At 72.3% G+C, this 21,670-nt stretch carries 16 protein-coding genes; 5 read left to right on the forward strand and 11 right to left on the reverse strand.

Annotated elements, in window-relative coordinates; translation table 11 throughout:
* The first annotated feature begins 69 nt into the window (after positions 1 to 69).
* On the forward strand, positions 70 to 1,368 hold the full coding sequence (locus ACIPEP_RS10385; RefSeq protein ID WP_402717202.1) for an amidohydrolase family protein: 1,299 nt from the start codon (positions 70 to 72) through the stop codon (positions 1,366 to 1,368).
* A 20-nt stretch (positions 1,369 to 1,388) separates the two neighbouring features.
* Here the strand turns inward: ACIPEP_RS10385 and ACIPEP_RS10390 are convergent, their stop codons facing one another.
* From ACIPEP_RS10390 to ACIPEP_RS10400, 3 genes are read right to left on the reverse strand one after another with little or no spacing between them, the layout of a single operon-like run.
* Complete coding sequence (locus ACIPEP_RS10390) at positions 1,389 to 2,381, reverse strand: XdhC family protein (RefSeq protein WP_402717203.1); 993 nt, start codon at positions 2,379 to 2,381, stop codon at positions 1,389 to 1,391.
* Positions 2,381 to 5,158 carry a molybdopterin-dependent oxidoreductase gene (locus ACIPEP_RS10395; RefSeq protein WP_402717204.1) on the reverse strand — a complete coding sequence of 926 codons (2,778 nt, stop codon included), beginning with the start codon at positions 5,156 to 5,158 and terminating at the stop codon, positions 2,381 to 2,383. The genes ACIPEP_RS10390 and ACIPEP_RS10395 overlap by 1 nt, the downstream gene beginning before the upstream one ends.
* A complete protein-coding gene (locus ACIPEP_RS10400; RefSeq protein WP_402717205.1) occupies positions 5,155 to 5,973 on the reverse strand; it encodes an FAD binding domain-containing protein in 819 nt (272 codons plus the stop codon). Before ACIPEP_RS10400 ends, ACIPEP_RS10395 begins: the two co-directional genes overlap by 4 nt.
* 284 nt (positions 5,974 to 6,257) lie before the next feature.
* Between ACIPEP_RS10400 and pucL the strand changes: the two genes are divergently transcribed.
* Together pucL and ACIPEP_RS10410 are read left to right on the forward strand one after the other, a co-directional pair.
* Complete coding sequence (gene pucL / locus ACIPEP_RS10405) at positions 6,258 to 7,202, forward strand: factor-independent urate hydroxylase (RefSeq protein WP_402717206.1); 945 nt, start codon at positions 6,258 to 6,260, stop codon at positions 7,200 to 7,202.
* On the forward strand, positions 7,199 to 7,768 hold the full coding sequence (locus ACIPEP_RS10410; RefSeq protein WP_402717207.1) for an NTP transferase domain-containing protein: 570 nt from the start codon (positions 7,199 to 7,201) through the stop codon (positions 7,766 to 7,768). The genes pucL and ACIPEP_RS10410 overlap by 4 nt, the downstream gene beginning before the upstream one ends.
* A gap of 26 nt (positions 7,769 to 7,794) precedes the next feature.
* On the opposite strand, the gene ACIPEP_RS10415 is transcribed toward ACIPEP_RS10410, so the two are convergent.
* From ACIPEP_RS10415 to ACIPEP_RS10435, 5 genes are all read right to left on the reverse strand, one after another.
* Positions 7,795 to 8,316, reverse strand: a complete 522-nt coding sequence (locus ACIPEP_RS10415) for a hypothetical protein (protein ID WP_402717208.1) — start codon at positions 8,314 to 8,316, stop codon at positions 7,795 to 7,797.
* A 97-nt stretch (positions 8,317 to 8,413) separates the two neighbouring features.
* Positions 8,414 to 10,924, reverse strand: coding sequence for an OpgC domain-containing protein (gene opgC, locus ACIPEP_RS10420; protein ID WP_402717209.1), 2,511 nt, complete (start codon positions 10,922 to 10,924; stop codon positions 8,414 to 8,416).
* Positions 10,921 to 11,334: an ATP-binding protein gene (locus ACIPEP_RS10425; RefSeq protein ID WP_402717210.1), complete on the reverse strand. Its 414-nt coding sequence runs from the start codon at positions 11,332 to 11,334 to the stop codon at positions 10,921 to 10,923. The genes opgC and ACIPEP_RS10425 overlap by 4 nt, the downstream gene beginning before the upstream one ends.
* On the reverse strand, positions 11,331 to 13,352 hold the full coding sequence (locus ACIPEP_RS10430) for a glycosyltransferase (RefSeq protein ID WP_071295305.1): 2,022 nt from the start codon (positions 13,350 to 13,352) through the stop codon (positions 11,331 to 11,333). The genes ACIPEP_RS10425 and ACIPEP_RS10430 overlap by 4 nt, the downstream gene beginning before the upstream one ends.
* Before the next feature lie 297 nt (positions 13,353 to 13,649).
* Positions 13,650 to 14,369 carry a TetR/AcrR family transcriptional regulator gene (locus ACIPEP_RS10435; RefSeq protein WP_402717211.1) on the reverse strand — a complete coding sequence of 240 codons (720 nt, stop codon included), beginning with the start codon at positions 14,367 to 14,369 and terminating at the stop codon, positions 13,650 to 13,652.
* Positions 14,370 to 14,494: 125 nt separating this feature from the next.
* Here ACIPEP_RS10435 and ACIPEP_RS10440 point away from each other — a divergent pair, with 125 nt between their 5' ends.
* Positions 14,495 to 15,421: an NAD-dependent epimerase/dehydratase family protein gene (locus tag ACIPEP_RS10440; RefSeq protein ID WP_402717212.1), complete on the forward strand. Its 927-nt coding sequence runs from the start codon at positions 14,495 to 14,497 to the stop codon at positions 15,419 to 15,421.
* 80 nt (positions 15,422 to 15,501) lie between these two features.
* Here the strand turns inward: ACIPEP_RS10440 and ACIPEP_RS10445 are convergent, their stop codons facing one another.
* From ACIPEP_RS10445 to ACIPEP_RS10455, 3 genes are all read right to left on the reverse strand, one after another.
* Positions 15,502 to 16,818, reverse strand: coding sequence for a fibronectin type III domain-containing protein (locus ACIPEP_RS10445; RefSeq protein ID WP_402717213.1), 1,317 nt, complete (start codon positions 16,816 to 16,818; stop codon positions 15,502 to 15,504).
* A gap of 190 nt (positions 16,819 to 17,008) precedes the next feature.
* The gene (locus ACIPEP_RS10450) at positions 17,009 to 18,853 is read right to left on the reverse strand and encodes a DEAD/DEAH box helicase (RefSeq protein ID WP_402717214.1); all 1,845 of its coding nucleotides are present in this window, start codon (positions 18,851 to 18,853) and stop codon (positions 17,009 to 17,011) included.
* Positions 18,854 to 18,967: 114 nt separating this feature from the next.
* A complete protein-coding gene (locus ACIPEP_RS10455) occupies positions 18,968 to 19,444 on the reverse strand; it encodes a MarR family winged helix-turn-helix transcriptional regulator (RefSeq protein ID WP_071303102.1) in 477 nt (158 codons plus the stop codon).
* A gap of 110 nt (positions 19,445 to 19,554) precedes the next feature.
* Here ACIPEP_RS10455 and ACIPEP_RS10460 point away from each other — a divergent pair, with 110 nt between their 5' ends.
* Complete coding sequence (locus ACIPEP_RS10460) at positions 19,555 to 21,654, forward strand: MDR family MFS transporter (protein WP_402717215.1); 2,100 nt, start codon at positions 19,555 to 19,557, stop codon at positions 21,652 to 21,654.
* The last annotated feature ends 16 nt before the right edge of the window (positions 21,655 to 21,670 follow it).

Here is a 21,670-nt window from a genome sequence, read left to right on the forward strand (position 1 = left end):
CGGAGCAGCTGCGCCGGCCGTGCGCACCCCGTCACGGGCCGGAAACAGGGGACTGCTAGAAACACCACCATGCTGACCGTCACCGGTGCCCTCCGCGTCCTCGTCGACCCCCGGACCGAACGGGAGGGCGACGTCGTCGTCGACGACGGCAGCGACCTCGTCACCACCCTCGACGCGTCCGGGTGCGTCGTCACGGCCGGTCTCGTCAATGCGCACCACCACCTCCTCCAGACCGCGTTCCGCACCCTGCCCGGAACCCGCGGCGTGCCGATGGCGGACTGGCTCCCGACCATGGCCGCGGCGTACGGACGGGTGGGGTACGACCCCGAGCTGTACGCACTGGCGGCGTCCGCCGGAGCCGCGGAGGGCCTCCTGTCCGGCGTCACGACGATCGCCGACCACCACCTGAACTGGCCCGCGGAGGCGACCACGGACGACACCGTCGCGCTCGCCGCAGCCACCGTGGGCGCGGTCCGCGGTCTCGGCGGTCGGGTCGTCTTCGTCCGCGGCTCGGCACGGGACGACCCGGACCGCGCAGCGGCCTCGGCGGACGCGATCGCGTCACGACTGCTGCACGACGACGCCGTCGGCGGCGTGGACCCGGACGGCGGGCTCCAGGTCGCCGTCGGTCCGGCCGGCGTGCACTCCGACGGCGAGGCGACCTTCCGCGCGCTCGGCGAGGTGGCGGCGCGACACGGACTCCGCCGGCGGACCCAGGCCAACGAACAGGTCGACACCGCGATCGCGCTCGAGCGCTACGGCCGTCGTCCGCTCGACCTGCTCGAGCAGTGGGGGTGGCTCGCGCCGGACGTCACGATCGCGCACCTCTGCGACGTCACCGACGACGAGATCGCCCGGCTCGCGGCAGCGGGCGTCACCGCCACGCACGCACCCGGGTGCGACGTGCCGATGGGCTGGGGCATCGCTCCCGTCGCACGGCTCGCCGAGGCCGGGGTCCCGGTCGGCCTCGGCACGAGCGGCGGCGGCAGCAACGACGCCGGACACCTGCTCGCGGACGCCCGGTTGGCCATGCAGGTGTCGGCGCTCGTCGGGCCGCAGCTGCCGGCGCGGCAGGTGCTCGGCGCGGCGACGGAGGGTTCCGCGGCGGGGCTCGGGCGCCCGGAGCTCGGGCACCTCGGCGCCGGGAGCGCGGGCGACCTGTGCGTGTGGGACGTCGCCGGGGTGGCGGACGCGGGGGTCGCCGACCCCGTCGCGGGACTGCTCTGGGCCGCCCCCGGGCGGCGGCCCCGACACGTCGTCGTGGGTGGTCGCGTGGTGGTGCGCGACGGGGCGCTCGTCGCGGCGGACGAGCGGGAGATCGCGGCGCGGCTCGCCGAGCGACTGGCCCGGACACCCGCCGTCGCCTGACCCGATCGTGCGCCGACGGCTCAGCTCGCGGACACCGCCCGGCGGTGGATGGGACCGGCACCGTCGACGAGCGCACCGCCGCCGGCGCCGGTCCGGACCGCGATCACCTCGGCCATGATCGCGACCGCCATCTCCGCCGGCGTCGTCGCACCGATGTCGAGCCCGATCGGGGACCGCAGCCGGTCGGTGTCCGGCGTCCCGAGCGCCCGCAACTCCGCCATCCGTCGTGCGTTCGTCGAGCGGGAGCCCATCGCCCCGACGTACCCGGCACCCCGTCGGAGCGCCGAGTCGACCACGGCGGCGTCGAACCGGTCGTCGTGCGAGAGCACCACGACGGCCGTGGTCGCGTCCACCGGCAACGCCTCGACCACACGCGTCGGCCAGCCCACGATGCGTTCGTCGGCGGCCGGGAAGCGCTCGTCGCTCAGGAACACCGGCCGCGGGTCGACGACCGTCACGGCGTAGCCGAGCACCGCGGCCGTGTTCGTCAGGGCCACCGCGAACTCGACCGCGCCCACCACGATGCACCGCGGCCGGACGTCGGCGCGCTCGACGAAGAGCCGGCCGCCGCAGCCGTCGGGGACGTGCACGACCGCGCCGAGCGTCGCCGGGTCGAGCGAGAGACCGAGCGACGTCGGCACCCCGGACGCCGCGCGCCGGAGTGCGTCCACGACGTCGACGTCCTCGGGACGGACACGACGGACCAGGACCTCGACGCGACCACCGCAGCGGAGCGCCGGTGCCCACATCGCGTCGACGTCGTCCGGGTCGTCGCCGAACCCGAAGCGCTCGAGCACCGCCTCGCCGGTCTCGAGGACCTGTTCCGCCGTGTCGAACAGCGCCCCCTCGACGCACCCGCCGGAGATGGTGCCGACGACCTGGCCGCCGGGCAGGACGGCCATCGACGAGCCGACGCCGGTCGGCGCGCTGCCCGTCATCGCGACGGCCGTCGCGACGACCACGGGGTCCCCCGCGTCGAGGGCGGCCAGGAGGCGCGGTGCCAGTTCGAACATCACGCACCCCCGGCGTCGGTCTCGTCCTGGAGCATCGCCCAGACGCGGTCGCGCGTCATCGGCAACCGGTGGGGGCGCACGCCGACGGCGTCGCGCACCGCGTTCGCGACGGCTGGCGCGACCGGGTTGTACGGCGCCTCGCTCATCGACTTCGCGCCGAGGGGGCCGAGCGGGTCGTGCGTGTCGGCGAAGCGCACCTCGGTGCGGGGCACGTCGGAGATCTTCGGCACCCGGTACGCCCGGAACGCGTCGGTCGTCACCCGACCGGTCTCGTCCAGCACGACCTCCTCGTAGAGCGCCGAGCCGATCGCCTGCGCGGCGCCGCCCTCCACCTGGCCGCGGAGCTGTTCCGGGTTCAGGACGGTGCCGGCGTCCACCGCCTGCACGCTGTGCAGCACGCGGACCTCACCCGTCGGCCGGTGCACCGCCACCCGGGCGCCGTGCACGGTGAACGCGAGCGACCGTGGCGTGCCGTCGTGGCTGCCGTGCGCGACGAGCGGGCCGTCGGCGAGCAGCTCGGCGTGCCCGACGAGCTCCTCGCCGACGCGGACGCCGTCCGGCCCGATCGAGACCGCCGGCCCGAGCGGACCCGACGCGGTCCGGGGCGTCCGGGCGGCGACGATCCCGAGGGCGCGCCCGGTCATGTCCTCCCGCAGTGCCTGCGCCGCGGCGTACAGCGCCTTGCCGGCGACCACGACCCCGGCGGACCCGAACGCCCCGGTGTCGTGCCGGGCAGCGTCGGTGTCCGACTGGTGCACGTCGACCCGGTCCGTGGTGGTGCCGAGGGCGGTGGCGACGAGCTGCGTGTGCACCGTCGTCGTCCCGTTGCCGAACTCGGCCGTGCCGACGCCGATGCGGTACCGGCCCTCCGCCGTGGCCTCGACCGACACGTGCGCGTGGTGCCCGCGCGGCGGCATCGTCGCGATCGCCGCGAGGGCGACCCCGGTGCCGAACGCCCAGTCACCGGAGTCGTCCAGCGGCGGCCCGTCCATGCGTGGGACCTCGGGCACCGGTGCACAGAGGGCGTCCTCCACCAGGTCGATGCACTGGTCGAGTCCGTAACTGCCCTCCCAGCGCAGGTCGTCCTGCTCGTCCGGGTCCGTGACCACGAGGGGGTCCCCGGGGACCACGACGTTCCGCCGCCGCAGGTCGAGCGGGTCGATGCCGAGCTCCCGGGCGAGCTCGTCCATGGCGGACTCGATCGCGAACACGACCTGGCCGAGCCCGTACCCGCGGAACGCCCCGGACGGCAGGTTGTTCGTGTACACGGACTCCGCGTCCACGCGCTTCGACGGGCACCGGTACACGGCGACGGACTCGCTGACGGAGTGGAACATGACACCGATCCCGTGGTTGCCGTACGCGCCGGTGTCCATGGTCTGGTCGACGTGCAGTGCCGTCAGGTGCCCCTCGGCGTCGGCACCGAGCCGGACCCGCACGCGCATCGGGTGCCGGGTCGGGGCGATCGTGAACTCGTCACGCCGACTGAACTCGTACTGCACCGCGCGACCGGTCCGCAGCACCGCGAGGGTGACCAGGTCCTCGGTCAGCAACTCCTGCTTCCCGCCGAACCCGCCGCCGACGCGCTTCGCGATGACACGGACTCGGCTCGGGTCGAGGCCGAACACGTGCGCGATCTCGTCCCGCACCAGGAACGGGACCTGCGTCGCGGTCCGGAGCACGAGCCGCCCGTCCCGGTCGACGGACCCGCGGGTCGCGTGGGTCTCGAGCGCGGCGTGCGAGACGCGGCCCGTCGTCCAGGTGCCCTCGACGGTGGCCGCGGACGCCGCCAGGGCTCCGTCGACGTCGCCCGTCTCACCGTGCAGGGCGGCGACCACGTTGCGGCCCGGCTCGGCGATCCGGTGCTCCTGGGTCGTCTTGTCGGCGTGCAGGAGCGGAGCACCGGCCGCACGGGCCGCGTCCGGGTCGTGCACGCTCGGCAGCACCTCGTAGCGCACCCGCACGAGGGCGCAGGCCCGCTCGGCGATCCGGACGTCGTCCGCGACGACGGCGGCCACGCGCTGCCCACGGAACCGGAGCACCCGGTCGAGCACCCGGGTGTCGTCCGGGTCGTCCAGGCGGGACTCGTGCCGACCGGTGGAGAACAACACGCCGGGGTCGTCGTGGTGCGTGAGGACGGCGTGCACGCCCGGGAGGGCTTCGGCCTCCGCCGTGTCGATCGACACGATGCGGGCGTGCGGGTGCGGGCTGCCGAGGACCGCGAGGTGCAGCAGACCCTCGGTCCGCCGCACGTCGAGCGTGTACTCCTCGCGTCCGGTCACGATCGCCATCGCGGCGGGAGCGGCGACGGACGTGCCGATCGCCTGACCGGCCGCCGCGCACGCCGTGTTCGCGACCCCGTCCAGGGCGTCCTCGATCGCCCGGTACCCGGTGCACCGGCAGAGGTTGCCCTTCAACGCGCGGTGCCGGTCCGCCAGCGCGTCCTCGTCGAGCGTGGACGCCGTGACGACGTACCCGGCGGTGCAGAAGCCGCACTGGAAGCCCGGGGCCTCGGCGAACGCGCGCTGCACGGGGTGCGGGTCCTCCGGCGTGCCGAGCCCGGCCACCGTGGTCACGGAACGACCCGCCATCCGGTGCGCCGGCGTGATGCAGGAGTGGACGGGCACACCGTCGACGAGCACCGAGCACGCCCCGCAGTCGCCCGCGTCGCACCCCTTCTTCACCGACGTCACCCCGTGCTCGCGGAGCAGGGTGCGGAGGACCTGACCGGGCTGCGGTTCGGCGTCCACCGTCGCGCCGTCGACCTCGAACCTCATGCCGCACCGCCCGTCGTCCCGAGCGCCTCGGCGACGAGCTCCGCCGCGAACCGCCGGCTCACCGCGCGCCGCCAGTCCGGGGATCCGTGCGGGTCGTCGTACCAGGCGTCGTGTGCCTCGAGTCGTGCGTCGACCTCCGCGGCGGTCGGGACCCCGGCGTGACGGAGCACGAGCGGCCGCGGGGTCGCCCCGGTCACGACGAGGACGAAGCCCGACGCCGACCACCGCGCCGTGACGAGTGCACCGGTCCGGCCGTGCGGGCTGAGGGACACCCGACGGAACCCGGTGCGCGCCACGAGGGCCGCTCGTGGCACGTCGAACGCCCGGATGACCTCACCCGGCGCGAGGTCGGTCGTCCGCGGCCCGGTGACCAGGTCCGCCACCGGGACCCGGCGCTCCCCGCCGTCCGGTGTCCAGACCTCCGCGACCGCGTCGAGCGTCACGAGCAGCGCGGTGATCGCCCCCGCCGGGAGGGCGACCGCGACGTTGCCGCCGACCGTCGCCTGGTTCCACACCTTGAACGACGCCAGCAACGCGTTGGCGCACCGGTCGACGAGCGGCCAGGCACGCCAGTCGTCCTCGGGCGCCGCACGCAGCAGCGAGGCGATCGTGCAGGTCGCGGCGATCCGGAGCCCTCCGGCGCTGCGCTCGGTGTCGCGCCACCCCAGTGCCGTGAGGTCGACGAGCCCGGTCAGACCCGGCTGCTCCTCCGAGTACAACCAGGTGCCGCCGGCGAGGGGATGCTCACCGGGACCGAAGGAGAGGTCGTCGCGGTGCGACGGTGTCCGCACGGTGCGGACGGAGACGAGGTCCATTGCAGGGTCCGATCGGGATGGTGGGACGGGTGTCGGTGGCGCCGTCGGACCGTCGTCCGTGCGCGATCATCCCGCGGTTCCACGCCGAGGACCGCCGGGGTGCGGATGTGTGCGCCACGGGGCCCTCCTCGATCGGGTGCGTCGTGGCGGCAACGCTATGGAACGGGTGTTTCCGTGTGGTTACGGGCGTTCGACGGCTGCGTCACGACCGGGCCGTGGCCGCTGACGGAGCTCGTGACCTGTTCGACCCACCGCCGAAACACGCGGGTGTCATCGTCGCCTCCATGGAGATCACCGACGTCCAGCCAGTCCCCACCACCACGACCGTCCACCTCGGTGCGAACCAGTACGGCAAGGCCGAGGTCCGGCTCGTCCGGGTGACGCGCGACACCGACCGGCACGAGATCGAGGACCTGACCGTCACGACCCAGTTGCGCGGCGCGGCGCTCGCCGACTCGTACACCGAGGGCGACAACGCCAAGGTCGTCGCGACGGACACGCAGAAGAACACGATCTACGCCTTCGCGAGGGAGCACGGGGTGGGCACGCCGGAGGAGTTCCTCCTGCGCCTCGGCCGGCACTTCAGCACCGCCTTCGACTGGTACGACGGCTCCACCCTGTCCGCCGAGCAGCACACGTGGGAGCGGATCGTCGTCGACGGCCGGGAGCACGACCACTCGTTCGTCCGGGCCGGCCGCGGAACCCGCACGGCCGTGGTGCAGGTCGACGGCGACGATGTGCACGTGATCGCCGGGGTCACCGACCTGACGGTCCTGAAGTCGACGGGCAGCGAGTTCCACGGGTTCCCGCGCGACGGGTACACGACGCTCGCGGAGACCGACGACCGGATCCTCGCGACCTCGGTGACGGCCCGCTGGCGCTACACGCCCGAGGCGGTGGCGGCGGGCATCGACTACGACGCCGTGTACGCGGGCGTCCTCGACCGGATGCTCGCGACCTTCGCCGAGCTGCACTCCCTGGCGCTGCAGCAGACCCTGTTCGCGATGGGCCGCTCGGCGATCGAGGCGTTCCCGGAGATCGCCGAGGTGCGGTTCTCGATGCCGAACAAGCACCACTTCCTGGTCGACCTCGCACCGTTCGGCCTGGACAACCCCGGCGAGGTGTTCTTCGCCGCCGACCGGCCCTACGGCCTCATCTCCGGCACCGTCGTGCGCGACGGCGTCGCCGAGGCCCCAGCCGCGTGGACGTCGGTGCCGGCGTTCGTGTGACCGACGTGGTGGGCGTGCTGCTCGCCGCCGGTGCGGGGACGCGGATGGGGCGGCCGAAGGCGCTGGTCGCCGAGCCGGACGGCACCCCGTGGCTGCACCTCGGCGTCGACGCGCTCCTGGTCGGGGGCTGCGACCGGGTCGTCGTCGTCCTCGGGGCCGCCGCCGCCCGGGCGGGGGCCCTCGTGCCCTCCGTGGACGGGGTCACCGTCGTCGTCGCGGACGACTGGGCGGCGGGTCCGGGCGCGTCGCTCGCCGTCGGGCTCGCGGCCGTCACCGGTCCGGCGACGGCGTGCGTCTCCCTCGTCGACCTGCCCGGCCTCCCCGCGTCGGCCGTCCGGCGGGTGATCGGCGACGGTGACCACCCGGCGGCGCTCCGCCGCGCGGTCCACCACGGCGTACCGGGACACCCGGTGGTCGTCGGCTCGGAGCACCGTGCCGCGCTGGTCGCCGCGCTGTCCCACGACCCCGCGCACGGCGCCGGGCCGTGGCTCGCGTCGTCGGGCGCGGAACCCGTCGAGTGCGGCGACCTGTGGGACGGTCACGACCAGGACCACCCCCGCTGCTAGCGGGGGTCTCGGTCACCCATCGCGTCTCACTGGACCGACCGCGCACGGCGGTCGAGTTCGGTCAGCATCGCGTCCGTCCGGCGGACCGCTCGAGGGGCAACGATCAGGGAGGCGACCAGCATGACGAGGAAGAGGCCGACGAAGATCCAGTAGAGCGGTTGCCCGGACGCTGCGAGCCAGACGGAGAGGCCGGTCATCGGAACGTACAGCAGCGGGGCCGCCCATCGCAGCGGGCGGTACTGGTTCCGGTGCTGCTGCACCGCGCGTCGCCATCCCTCGACGTCGACGTCGGGCGGAACGACCCCGCGGCGGACTGCTCGACGGAAGCCCGCGTCCTGCAGGACGGTGCCGTACCCGCGCCGCAGCCGGATGAGGAAGATCGCCATGACGATGCCGTACGCGGCACCCGTGATGGCGGAGATCACGGCTCGCTCGACAACGTTGAGCTCCGGCATCACGACGATCGTCACCAGGAACCACAGGCCGCCGAACGCGACGGCGAGCGCCAGCGCAGCCAACCACCACGGCCACCGTCTCATCAACCCCACACGACCAGCCTTCCAGACACGGGCGCACCGCGACCAGCTGACGGACGGGAGGCGCGGTGCGGGCCCGCACCGCGCCTCCTGTCCGTCCCACAGCGCGTCAGCGCGGGATCACCGAGAACAGGAACCGCTTCCGCACCATGTACCAGGCCAGCAGGATCAGCAGGGTGTGGGTCGCGAAGCCGATCCAGCCGTTGCCCCAGTCGACACCCGGGATCGACGCGATCGCCAGCGCGAAGAACACCTGCCAGACGAACACGTAGAGACTCGCCTGCCCGATCGGGATCCACAGCCATCCGATGGCCTTCGCGATCGGCTTCCAGAACACGGTGAGGATCGCGTACGACACGATCGCGAAGAAGGCGATGTCGACCAGGCGCCCCCACTGCAGGTCGACGCGCTGGTAGGCGGTGTTGTACAGCTGGTCGTACATCGAGGCCGGGAACGGCACGGGCGTGAACCCGAAGTGGTCGCCCGCCCAGACGTAGACCAGGAACAGGGCGTACCCGCCGATGCCGACCCCGACGAGGACCTTGCCGAGGCGACCGGTCAGTGCGCCGATGATCTGCCGGCGGTAGTACCCGAGCACGAGTCCGTGGGTGAACACGACCTGCCAGGTGAGGAGCGGGAAGACGGCCTCGAACTGGGAGTTCAGCGGCCGGAAGTCCGGGTTGAGCGCCTGGTAGACGTAGAGCGCCCAGCTGACGATGAGCAGCGCCCACCAGAACCCGCGGCGGATCACCCACATGAACGCCGGGATGAACAGGCTCAGCACCACGAAGAGGCCCATGATGTTGAACGGCCACGGGCCCATCTCGAGCAGCAGGAACTGCCGGATCGCGTACCAGGGTGGCGGGTAGGCCAGCAGCTGCATCGCGTTCGGGTAGAGGTCGTAGACGCGCCCCTCGGCGCCGACTCCCCCGGTGCCGGTCCCCCGGTCGGTGAAGGTGGTGATCGCGTCGGTGTTCAGGAAGGGCACGAAGCTCAGCGCGAAGACGACGAGGATCACCCCGAGCGTGACGAGGTACTGCTTCCGCGCGCGTTTCCACGCCCCGATGGCGGCCGCCCACTCGCCGAACTTCTTGATGGCGAACGGGTAGGTCATGCCGAGGACCATGCCGGACAGGAACACGAACATCTCCGCGCCGGTGATCGCGCCGACGGCGTGCAGCGTGATGTACGAGTACGGTCCGCCGATCTCGATGTGGGTGATCACCACGGCGAGGATGATGAACCCGCGGAACAGGTCGAGCCGCAGGTCGCGCCCGGGCTTGCCGTCGTCGGGGTAGCGCCAGCTCGGCAGCAGCCGACCGAACAGGCCGCTCAGCAGGAACACGACCGCGAGGCCGACGGCACACCAGACGATCCAGGCCATCTGGTCGCCGCCGGTGTCGTACTGCTGGTCGGTCGCCGCGGCGCCGTCCCGTGGCGTGACCTGGTCCGTCACGGGTCCGAACACGAAGTCGCCCGCGCGCTCGAGGTCGGTGCGGAAGGAGCCGGCGATGCCGGGCACGGCGGTGTCGCGCCAGTCGGCCACGCGGTTGCCGGCCTCGGGTTCGCGGCGGTTCGTCTCGAGGAACGTCACGCCGCGGATCAGCGGGCGGTCCTGCACGGCGGCGATCACCTGTCGCCACCAGCCCTGCTTCACCGGGAGTTCGTCGGCGCCCTGGAGCGAGTGGTCGTACAGCGCCCCGGTGTCGAGCAACATCGGCCGGTCGTCGGCCACGGCGAATCGGTCGTAGAAGCTCCCCTGCTGTCGCTGCTCGTAGCCCCAGGTCTCGTCGAAGCGTGCGGAGACCTCGCCGGCCTCGGGGACGTCGTTCCGGGTGAGCGGGACGTCCCGGCCGGCTGCCTCGGTCGCCTTGCCCTTGCCGAAGTACAGCATCGACAGCCCGACCCAGTCGACCGAGGAGTCCCCGGGCCAGTACGGCTCGTAGGGGTCGTCGGCCGCGGTGAGCTGTCCGTCGCCGTTCGTGTCGAGCTTCGAGACGTCGGTCGCGGACAGGTCCTGCAGCCGGCCGGCGGACTCGCCGAACGGGTAGCCCGCACCGTAGGACGGGGACCACACCATGAGCGCGTCCGAGCTGCCGCCGTGGACCGCGGTCGCGAGCGTCCGGAAGGCCGTGACGAACTGCGTCGGCTGCTGGCCCCACCGCACCCACGTGCCGTTCATCTGCGGGGCGAACCGGACGAGCACCTGGGTGTCGTACTGGCGGTGGACTTCTTCGAGCAGGGCGTTCGCCGCGCGGGCGTCGGCCGCGGTGAGGGACCGGAGCGACTGGTCGGGCTCGAGGCTCACCACGAGGACGGCGCCCTGCGTCGCGGCAGCGCGGGTGGCCCGGAGGAACTCCTTGCGGGCGCTGCGGTCGAGCGGGTACTGGATCTCGACGCCGTACATCGACGGCGTCGCACCGAGTCGTCCCGCGTACCCGGCCGGTGCGTCGTCGCCCCAGTCGATGTCCGGTCCGAACCAGGTCTTCCCGTCGGACGGCGCGATCGACGCACCGCTCGTCGCGGCAGCCTGCACCGCCGATGCCGGCAGCGCGCCACCCAGGGCGAACGTCGCGAGCACCACCAGGAACGCGACGATCCGGGCAGCGGTCCGGCTCACCGTGCGCACACCAGGGTCCAGACGTTGTGACCGCCCTCGTGTCGGTGCTCGAGCCGGTCGAGCGCGGCGATCGCGAGGGCCAGGCCCCGACCGCTCTCCTCGTCGGCGTCGGCCATCGTCACGGCAGCGAGGTCGATGTCGACCGGCAGCCCGTTGTCGGTGAGCACGGCGACGAGCTCGTGGTCGGTCGCGTCGAGTTCCACGGTGTAGCGCCGGCCGGCTTCCTGGTCGGCGCGTCGGGTGTGCTCGACGATGTTCGCGGCGATCTCGGCGAGGGCGGTCTCGAGACCGAAGCGGAGCCGGACGTCGTCGATGCCGAGGGTGTCCCACCACGCGGCGAAGCGGTCCTGCACCTCGTCGAGGGACGCCGGCACCGCCGGGACGTCGAACTCGACCCGCGCCGGGCTCACAGGGGTCCCCCGGCCGTGCTCGACTCGTGCTCGGACTGCGCCGTGCCCGGTCCTCGGTAGAGCACGGCCCGGATGACGATGCTGAAGATGAACAGGTCGAACACGACCCATGCGGTGTTCACGAGCGGCGCGATGCCGGACGCCTGGCCGGTCAGGTACCGGATGCCGATCAGGATCAGCGCCGCCACGAGGGCCCCCATCGCGATGAGCTGGGGCTTCACGAGGTCCCACCGCGGCTTCTGCTCGGACTCGTCACGGACCTTCGGGGTGACCCGGAAGCCCAGCGGCTTGCCCCGGAACACGTTCTCGAACGCACTCGTGACGGACTCGATCCAGACCGGGAACAACGCCAGCGAGTACTGCTGCCCGCGCCACGTCGGTCTGCCGGCCGCCACCACCCAGAAGAGCAGCTGGTTGAGGACGAGGAACGGGATGAGCCGGACGAAGAAGTCGACGCTGTACGCCTGGACCGGCACCACACCGAAGGACAGGCAGAGCACCGGGGCCGCGATGTAGACGATCGCGGCGAAGCCGGACAGGTAGCTCCACATCGTCGAGAAGTACATGAGCCGCTGCCCCCACGACAGGCCCTTCTGCACGAGCGGGTTCTCGCGGAAGAAGACCTGCATGGTGCCCTGCGCCCAGCGGAGCCGCTGCACGAGCATGGTCGGCAGGTCCTCGGGTGCGAGGCCCTTCGCCAGGATCTCGTCGTGGTACGCCGACTTCCAGCCGAGGCCGTGCAGGCGCATGGCGGTCGCCATGTCCTCGGTGACCGAGATCGTCGCCAGCGGCATGATCGGCTGGGCCTCGTCGTCGCGGTTGACGTCGAGCGCCCGGGTGAGCACGGCGATGGACTCGATCGCGGCGACCGGCGAGGCGTCGCGGCGGCCGAGGACGTCGAGTGCCGCGTCGTCGAGGCCCGCGAAGGTGTTCGCGTCGGTCGACATCGCCGCGAGCTCCTGCAGGTCGTTGCGGACCGATTCGAGGTCGGACGCGGCGAACCGGTAGGAGATCGTGTCGATGCCGCGTTGGAAGTCGTAGGTGACGTCACCGAGCGGCTCGCCGCGCTGGACCTGGTCGCGTGCGCGGTCGACCACGGCCTCGGCCTCGTCGAGCGCCCCGAGCACCCGCGGGTCGGTCTCCGTCTCGCGTGCACGGGCGAGGAGCTTCCGGGAGGTCTTGATCGTCCGCGCGACCGACGCCTCGACCTCGCGCACGTACCGGGTGACCCCGAGCTGCATGAGCGCCTCGCGCCGGAGGATCGCGTTCGACCCGCAGAAGAACGCGGCGTTCCACCCGTCCTTCGACTGCTGGATCGGCCCGTAGAACAGGGGCGCCTGGCTGCCGAGCAGGTCGGCTTCGGGGACGTTCTCGAACCACTGCGGCGTCTGCACGAGCGCCATCCGCGAGTCCTTGAAGTACCCGAGTGTGCGGTCGAGGATCGACGGTTCCGGGACCTGGTCGGCGTCGAGGATGAGGAGGAACTCCCCCTGGGTCGCGAGCAGGGCGTTGTTGAGGTTCCCCGCCTTGGCGTGCCGTGGTCGGTCGATCCAGTCGGCGCCCCGGGTGATCACGCCGATCCCGAGCGACTCGGCGGCGGCGCGCATCTCCGGACGGTTGCCGTCGTCGAGGATCCACGTGGTGTGCGGGTGGGTGATCGCCTTCGCCGCCGTCGCGGTGCGGACGACGAGGTCGACGGGCTCGTTGTACGTCGTGATGAAGACGTCGACGGTCACGGGGTCCTGCGGCGGGGTCGGCGGTTCCCCGCGTTCACGGAGCCGCCAGGCCCCGAACGCGAAGAGCAGCGAGTCGATCACGCTGTACGTCTCGGCGAGGATCAGCGGGACGGCGATCCACCACGAGTGCCAGTTCACCGAGGCGGCCCAGCGCCAGACGATGTAGTTCACGCCGGCGATCGAGGCGAGCAGGGCGACGGTCCGGACGGCGACGAGGCGCTTCCGGGGTGTCCCGGTCGTGAGACGGCGGCGGTCCTGCCGGCTGACGTCGAGCGCGGTCACCGGGTGCCCCCGACGACGGCGTCGCCGAACGTGCTGCGTCGCAAGCGAGCCTCCCTGATCCGTCGGCCCCCGGCCGCGGCGCGCGCCCGAGGGTGGTGGTCCGTCCGGGGAGACTCCAGGTGTGCCGTCCCGAGCGTGGACTCGGTCGTCGGGTACGACCGGGGCCCACGACCTGTCTACCGCAGGAACGGGCCCCCTGTCAGACCGGCACCCCGCTCTGGGGACAAGAGGACGCGGCAGATGGACGACGCGACCCGCGACCGGCGCACTGCGCGACCCGCAGCGCGCGCGACCCCGTCAGTCGAACTCGGCGACGAACCCGAGTCCCTCGGCCAACCGCGCGACGACCTCGTCGAAGTACGCCGCACCGTCCGACACCGAACCGACGAAGTGCCCGAACAACTCGAACGACACCGTGCCGAACACCGTCGTCCAGGCCATCAGCGTGCGGACGAGGACCTCCTCCGGCAGCTCGGTGCCGAACGCCCGCAGGGACGCCGCCCCGTCCGCGACCGCCGCAGCGACGAGCCCCGGACCCGATCCGGCCGGGAGCGGTGCGCGGTACCCCGGGTCCGCCACCGCGTCCGCGACCACCCGCACGATCGTGAGCGTCGTCCGCGACGCCGGGTCCACGGTCGACCGCGGCGCGACGTACCCGGGCACCGGCGAGCCGAACAGGAGCGCGAAGTCCCCCGGGTGCGCGATCGACCACGTCCGGATCGCCCGGCACACCGCGACCCACCGAGCCCCGGGTGCCGGTCCCGCTGCCGCCTCGGCTGCCTCGACCGCGCCGCCGAGCTCGTCGTAGTCGGCGATGAGGAGCGCCGTCAGCAGGTCGTCGCGGCTCGGGAAGTACCGGTAGACGGCAGACGACACCATCCCGACGTCACGGGCGACGGCGCGGAGGCTCAGTTGCGACGGCCCCTCCTCGGTGAGCCGGACACGGGCAGCGGCGAGGATGCCGGCCCGCACGGTCTCGCGTGCGAGGGATCGTGCGGTGGGCGCCTTGTCCGTCATGCCTCCACCATGGCACGAGAGAGCACTGCACACAATCGAGAGCACTGCTCTTGCAATTCGGCGATCGCTCGTGCATGCTGAGAACCGAGAGCGGTGCTCTCGCAAACAGACGAAAGCAGGAAGCCATGTCGCAGCACCACGTCGTCATCGGTGCCGGTCCGGTGGGCCGTCACGTCGCCGCACTCCTCGCGGAACGGGGCGAGCGGGTCACCGTCGCCACCCGATCCGGCCGGGACACGGGTGTCTCCGGCGTCGAGCACCTCGCCCTGGACGCCTCGGACGCCGACGTGCTCACCCGGGCGGCCGAAGGGGCCGCCGCCCTCTACAACTGTGCCAACCCCGGCAACTACACGCAGTGGGAGCAGACCTGGCCGCCGCTCGCGACCGCGCTGCTCACCGCCGCCGAGCGGATCGGCGCGGTGTACGCCATCACCGGGAACCTCTACCCCTACGGCCCCGTCGACGGACCGATGCGCGAGAGCCTGCCGGACGCCGCGACGGACCACAAGGGCATCCTGCGGGCACGGCTCTGGGCCGACGCACGCACGGCGCACGAAGCGGGACGACTGCGTGCCGTCGAGGTCCGCGCCTCGGACTACGTCGGCGCGGGCATCGGCGAGAACGGCCACATCACCCGCGTCCTGCCGGCAGCGCTGCAGGGGAAGACGGTGTCGATGATCGGCCGGACCGACCTGCCGCACACCTTCACGGACGTGCTCGACGTCGCCCGGATGCTCGTCGCGGCCACGGCGGACGAGACCGCCCACGGACGCACCTGGATGGTGCCGAGCAACGCGCCGCGGTCGCAGGTGCAGGCCCTCACCGAGGTGCTGGCCGCGGCGGCGAAGCCCCCTGTGACCGTCCGGCGTCTCCCCGCCGGCATGCTCCGCGCGATGGGGCTGTTCTCACCGATGATGCGCGAGATCGCCGAGATGAGCTACCAGTGGACGGCCCCGTACGTGGTCGACGACTCGGCGGCCCGAGCCCACTTCGGCATCGAGCCGACCCCGTGGGACGAGGTGTGCCGACGGACCGTCGAGGGCGTCGCCTGAACCGGCTGCGCACTGACTGACGGGAGGCGCGGTGCGAGCCCGCACCGCGCCTCCCGTCAGTCACCTGGTCGGATCCGACCTCAGATCACCAGCAACCGCGAGAACTGTCCGGCGGACAGCCGCTGCGCCACGCCGCCTGCGGCGTCCAGCCGCCAGAGGCCGGTCGTCGGGCCGGCGCTCACGTCGAAGAACAGGTCGCCCGCCTCGTCCGCCGCACCGATCCAGACGCCACGGCCCTGGGCCGTCACGCCGCTCGTGGTCTGCTCGGTGGTCGTCCCGTCGGCCGTCCGCGAGGACAGCGAGGTGATCGTCTTGTCGGCGGTGCAGCCGCCGGGGCTGCCCTCGCTCGGAGCGGCGCACCACCCGGCGGACTTGGCGGACACCAGCGCCCGACCGTTCGTCGCCGCGTAGGTGAAGCCGATCCGGGACTCCGCCGAGACGAGCTCGCTCGAGCCCTTCGCCAGCAGGACCCAGCCGCTCGCGCCGGAGGCGCCGGTCGAGAGGTAGTTGACGTAGAGGTTCCCGCCGCCGTCCGCGATGACCGCCGCGAAGATCCGGTAGCCGGTCTCGGGGATCGACCGGGTGGTCCGGACGCCCGTCGGCGACACGGAGACGACCTTCGTCGCGGCGCCCTGTGTCCCGAAGGTCACGGCCGAGACCGTGCCGTCGCGTCCGACCGCCCAACCGGAGCCGGCCGAGGGGATGATCGCCGTCGGTGCTGCCCCGGACACCGGGAGCTTCGTGATCGCACCGGAGACCGAGTCGACCCAGTACAGGTTGCCGGCGACGTCCGAGCGGAGGTCCGCCGTGAGGTGCAGGCCGGTCGCCACGGTCCGGGCAGCGGCGCCGCCGGCCGGGTACATCACGATCGAGGTGCGGTCCGCCGAGGGCACGAACACGTCGCCCACGTCGTCTGCCGTGAAGCCGGCGGCGTTCGGCGCGATCGTGGTCGGGGCGGAGGTGCCGGAGGTCGGGAACCGCACGACCGAGCCCGCGCCGTCGAGTGCGAACAGGGACTGCACGGTCTGGACCGACCCGGGCGCGGTGTACCGCACCGAGACGGCCTTGCCCGTGCCCCGGGCCCCGACCGCACGGACCGAGAACGTGTACGCGGTGCTCGCGGTGAGGTTGCCGAACCGGTCGGACCGCGCGCTGGCCGGGAGTCGGTCGACGCCGGCGTCCGGCTGCTGCTGCGCGGGCGAGACGGTGACGCGCCAGCTGGTGACCTTCGCGCCGGACTTCGGGAGTCCCCAGGTCACGGTCGCGCTGTCCGCGGCTCCGGTGACGCGGACGGAGGTCGGTGCGCCGGGCACCGACGAGGGTGCGGCCGTCGCCGGCGCGGCTCCCCCGATGACGAGCGCCACCGCGGCTGCGGCGGTCAGTACGGCTCTGAACACGTGCGTTCCCCTGTTCGTCCCGTGGTCCATGCGCCACGGCTACGGACATCAGAGCACCGGTCGGACGTCGCGGACCCGTCCGCGCCGGGATCGTGCGGGCCGTGCAGGCCCTCATGCGTCATCCCGCAACCCGGAACGACGGGAGGCGCGGTGCCAGCTGGCACCGCGCCTCCCGTCGAGAGAACGCGCGTCAGTGACGCGGCTTGCGCTCCGCACGTTCGTCGCGGTCGTACCGACGCGGCCCGCGGTCGTCACGGTCCCGACCACCGGCACGCGGCCCACGGTCGTCGCGGTCGTACCGGCGCGCCCCGCCACCGCCACCACCACGGCGGTCCGGCTTGATCTCGATGAGCTTCCCGCTGATCCGGGTGTCCGTCAGCCGGTCGAGCACCCCGGCGTCCATGTCGGCGGGCAGCTCGACGATCGAGAAGTCCGGGCGGATCTGGATCGCCCCGAAGTCGTCACGGCGCAGGCCACCCTCGTTCGCGAGGGCCCCGACGATCTGTCGCGGCTCGACGCGGTGCCGACGCCCGACCTCGATGCGGTAGGCCGTCATCGGCTGCGAGCGGCGCGGGCCACGGTCGGCCCGGTCGCCACGGGCACCGCGGTCGTCGTCACGGTCACGACGGTCGCTGCTCCGGCCGTCGCGGTCGACGCGGTTCCGCAGCTCGTCGGCCTTCGGGTCGAGCAGCAGCGGGTCCTCGCCCTGCGCGACGACGGCCAGCGCGGCGGCGACGTCGTCGGCCGGGACGTCGTGGTGCTCGACGTAGTGGGCGATGATGTCGCGGAAGGCGGTGATGCGGTCCTGCTGCTCGAGCGCCGCGGTGATCGCGTCGTCGAAGCGGGTGAGGCGCGTCTCGTTGACGTCCTCGATCGTCGGCAGCTGCATCTGCGTGAGCGGCTGCTTGGTGTGCCGCTCGATCGCGGACAGCAGGCGACGCTCGCGCGGGGTGACGAAGCTGATCGAGTCACCCGAGCGGCCGGCGCGACCGGTGCGGCCGATGCGGTGCACGTAGGACTCGATGTCGACGGGGATGTCGTAGTTCACGACGTGCGTGATGCGGTCGACGTCGAGGCCGCGGGCGGCGACGTCGGTGGCGACGAGGATGTCGAGCTTGCCGGACTTCAGCTGGTTCACCGTGCGCTCGCGCTGGGCCTGGGCGACGTCACCGCTGATGGCCGCTGCGGCGTACCCGCGGGCGCGGAGCTTCTCGGCGAGGGTCTCGGTCTCGCTCTTCGTGCGGACGAAGATGATCATGCCCTCGAAGTCCTCGACCTCGAGGATGCGGGTGAGCGCGTCGACCTTCTGCGGGTACGACACCATGAGGTACCGCTGCGTGATGTTCGCCGCGGTCTTCGTCTTCGTCTTGACCGTGATCTCGGCCGGGTCGGTGAGGTACTGCTGCGAGATGCGGCGGATCTGGGCCGGCATCGTCGCGGAGAACAGCGCGACCTGCTTGTCGTCCGGGGTCTCGGCGAGGATCGTCTCGACGTCCTCGGCGAAGCCCATCTTGAGCATCTCGTCGGCCTCGTCGAGGACGAGGTACTTCAGCTCGGACAGGTCGAGCGTGCCCTTGGCGATGTGGTCCATGATGCGACCGGGCGTGCCGACGACGACGTCCACGCCGCGGCGCAGGGCGGACAGCTGCACGCCGTACGCCTGGCCGCCGTAGACGGGCAGGACGTGCACGTGCTTCATGTGGGATGCGAACTGTTCGAACGCCTCGCACACCTGCAGGGCGAGCTCGCGGGTCGGCGACAGCACGAGCGCCTGCGGCACCTTGCTGCCCGCCTCCATGCGGGACAGGATCGGCAGCGCGAACGCCGCGGTCTTGCCGGTTCCGGTCTGCGCGAGGCCGACGACGTCGCGCCCCTCGAGCAGGGTCGGGATCGTGGCCTCCTGGATGGCGGAGGGGGTCTCGTAGCCGATGTCCTTGACGGCCTTGAGCACAGCATCGCTCAGGCCGAGGTCGGCGAAGGTCACCACTGGCCCGTCGTCGAGGGTCTCAGTGGTGGTGGCGGTGTCCGTGCTCATGCGGAAACGGTATCTCGAATACGGCGCGAGCAGTGACGAACGGGAGGATCGGGGCGGGCCCGCACCGCGCCTCCCGTCCGCCTCCTGGTCACGTCACGGGCGCGTGCCGCGTGGTCAGGAGGCGTCGCGCCGGTCCGTGGCGCCGATCCCGAGGACCGCGTCGGCGCGGTCGTTGAGCCGGGCGAGGAGTCCCGCGAGGGTGTGCAACTCCCCCGTGGCGAACGCCCCCGTGAGGTCGTCGAACACCTCGGCGCCGGCGACGTCGAGCGTGTCGAGCAGCGTCCGGCCGGCCGGGGCGATCGAGACGAGGCTGGCGCGTCCGTCGGCCGGGTCCGGGGCGGTGCCGAGGTACCCGGACTCGACGAGCGACGCCACGCGGCGGCTGATCACCGGGCGCGACAACCCCGTGGCGTCCGCGATCGCCATCGACCGGACGGCCCCGAAGTGGTCGACCGCCCGCAGGATCACGCGCGCCGTGGGGTCCAGTCCCCCGCGCGACTCGATGAGCGACGACCGCAGGGTCTGCCGGACCCACAGCCGGTCGAGCTGCGCGCGCAGCAGTCGCTCGGCGTCGTCCCGGTCCTCGGTCATGCCGGACAGCGTAGCGGCCACATTTAGTTGCTTGTCGGAAGCAATGGATGTATCGTTGCGCGGTCTGCAAACTTTCACAGCAGGAAACACAGCACGAAGCAAGGAGCTCGATGACCGCCACCGCACCCGTCCCGGTGCAGCACGGCCGACGCGCAGCCGGGGTCCCCACGGACTCCGCCGCACCCGGCCAGCAGCCGCTGATGACCCACCGCCAGATCCTCCTCGTGATCTACGGGCTGATGGCGGGCATGTTCCTGTCCTCGCTCGGCCAGACGGTGTTCGGCACGGCGATCCGGACGATCGGTGACGACCTGCACGGGCTCGACCAGCAGGCCTGGGTGACGACCGCGTACCTCATCACCTCGACGATCGCGACGCCGATCTACGGCAAGCTCTCCGACATCTTCGGGCGTCGGCCGCTCTACATCTTCGGCATCGTGGTGTTCATCCTCGGCGCCGTGCTCTCGTCGATGTCGACCTCGATGCTCATGCTCGCCGGTTTCCGCGCCGTGCAGGGCATCGGTGCCGGTGCACTGATGTCCCTGCCGCTCGCGATCATGGGCGACATCCTCGCTCCGCGCGAACGTGCCAAGTACCAGGGCTACTTCCTCGCCGTGTTCGGCATCTCGTCCGTGATCGGCCCGCTCATCGGCGGCCTGCTCGCCGGTTCCTCCGAGATCCTGTGGATCACCGGCTGGCGCTGGGTGCTCCTCATCAACGTGCCGATCGGCATCGCGGCCCTCGTCATGGTGCTCGTCTTCCTGCACCTGCCGAAGGTGCACGGTGGCGACACCGCGAAGCCGAAGGTCGACTGGTGGGGCGCGACCGCCGTCATCGTCACGCTCGTCCCGCTCCTGCTCGTGGCCGAACAGGGCCGCACCTGGGGCTGGGGCTCGGCCGCCGCGATCGCCTGCTACGTCATCGGCGTCGTCGGCCTCGTCGCGCTGCTGCTCATCGAGTCGAAGATGGGCGACGCCGCGATCATCCCGCTGAAGCTCTTCCGCTCCGGCACGTTCTCGATGGCGACCGTCATCGGGTTCCTGGTCGGCTTCGCGATGTTCGGCGCCATGCTGACCATCCCGCTCTACCTGCAGATCGTCGTCGGCCTGACCCCGACCGAGTCCGGCTTCGCGACGCTCCCCCTCGTCGGCGGGCTCATGATCGCGTCGATCACGAGCGGCCAGATCGTCGCCCGGGTCGGCCGCTACCGGATCTTCCCGGTGATCGGCACGGCGCTGGTGTCCTCGGGCTACGTCGTCCTGACGTTCATGAGCATCGACAAGCCGCTCTGGTTCCTCATGATCGGCATGTTCCTCATCGGGCTCGGGCTCGGGTCGGTCATGCAGTCGCTGACCCTCGCGTCGCAGGGCTCGGTCGAGGCCCGGGACATGGGCGTCGCCACGTCGTCCGCCACGTTCTTCCGTCAGATCGGTGGCACGCTCGGCACGGCCGTGCTGCTGTCGATCCTGTTCTCGGTGATGCCGTCGAACATCCTGCACGCGACCGCGAACCAGAAGGACCTCGGCGCAGCCCTCGACGCGGCGACGAACCCGACCGTGGCCACCGCGCCCGCGAACCGGGGCGTGATGGACGAGATCTGGACCCCGATCGTCACCCCGCTCGAGCAGAACGTGCAGGCCTCGCTCGACGACGTCACCGCCCAGGTGCAGCAGTCGACCGCGAGCGCCCCCGCCGCCGTGCAGGCCCAGGCCCTCGCCGCGGCAGCCGACCAGGCCCACGCCTCGGTGCAGGACGGCAAGCTCGTCGTCGACTGGTCGGACGCCGCGCAGCGGTCCTACTGGGTGGGCGAGCTCACCCCGGCCGTGGCGAAGCAGGTCGCCGACGGCAGCGGCTCCGGGTCGAGCACCATGAGCACGAACGACACCTCGTTCCTGACCGGTGCGGACAGCCGGCTCACCCGGCCGTTCATGGCGGGCTTCAACGCCTCGTCCGTGACGATCTACTGGGTCGGTCTCGGTGTGATCCTGCTCGCCTTCGTCCTCACCTGGTTCTTCCGGGTGCCGCCGCTCCGTCAGCGTTCGGCGCTGCAGGAGCGTGCGGACGCCGCGGGTGCGCAGCGCACCGACGACGACCGGCTCTCGGCGGAGGACGAGCTCGAGACGGCCGCCGGCCTGGCCGCCGCCGAGGCGGGCTCCTTCACCGGCCCGATGACCGGATCCACCCCGACGCAGCCCGCGCAGCGCCGGTGACCGACCGGGGCGCCCG

The sequence above is a fragment of the Curtobacterium sp. NPDC087082 genome, from assembly GCF_044745045.1.
In the GTDB taxonomy this organism is placed as follows: Bacteria; Actinomycetota; Actinomycetes; order Actinomycetales; family Microbacteriaceae; genus Curtobacterium.

Excerpts from the sequence above, each read along its gene's own strand:
- ACIPEP_RS10435 (WP_402717211.1), bottom strand. The coding sequence starts at position 14,369 with ATGACGGACAAGGCGCCCACCGCACGATCCCTCGCACGCGAGACCGTG.
- ACIPEP_RS10395 (WP_402717204.1), bottom strand. The coding sequence starts at position 5,158 with ATGAGGTTCGAGGTCGACGGCGCGACGGTGGACGCCGAACCGCAGCCC.
- ACIPEP_RS10455 (WP_071303102.1), bottom strand. The coding sequence starts at position 19,444 with ATGACCGAGGACCGGGACGACGCCGAGCGACTGCTGCGCGCGCAGCTC.
- ACIPEP_RS10450 (WP_402717214.1), bottom strand. The coding sequence starts at position 18,853 with ATGAGCACGGACACCGCCACCACCACTGAGACCCTCGACGACGGGCCA.
- ACIPEP_RS10440 (WP_402717212.1), top strand. The coding sequence starts at position 14,495 with ATGTCGCAGCACCACGTCGTCATCGGTGCCGGTCCGGTGGGCCGTCAC.
- ACIPEP_RS10460 (WP_402717215.1), top strand. The coding sequence starts at position 19,555 with ATGACCGCCACCGCACCCGTCCCGGTGCAGCACGGCCGACGCGCAGCC.
- ACIPEP_RS10385 (WP_402717202.1), top strand. The coding sequence starts at position 70 with ATGCTGACCGTCACCGGTGCCCTCCGCGTCCTCGTCGACCCCCGGACC.
- pucL (WP_402717206.1), top strand. The coding sequence starts at position 6,258 with ATGGAGATCACCGACGTCCAGCCAGTCCCCACCACCACGACCGTCCAC.
- ACIPEP_RS10400 (WP_402717205.1), bottom strand. The coding sequence starts at position 5,973 with ATGGACCTCGTCTCCGTCCGCACCGTGCGGACACCGTCGCACCGCGAC.
- ACIPEP_RS10390 (WP_402717203.1), bottom strand. The coding sequence starts at position 2,381 with ATGTTCGAACTGGCACCGCGCCTCCTGGCCGCCCTCGACGCGGGGGAC.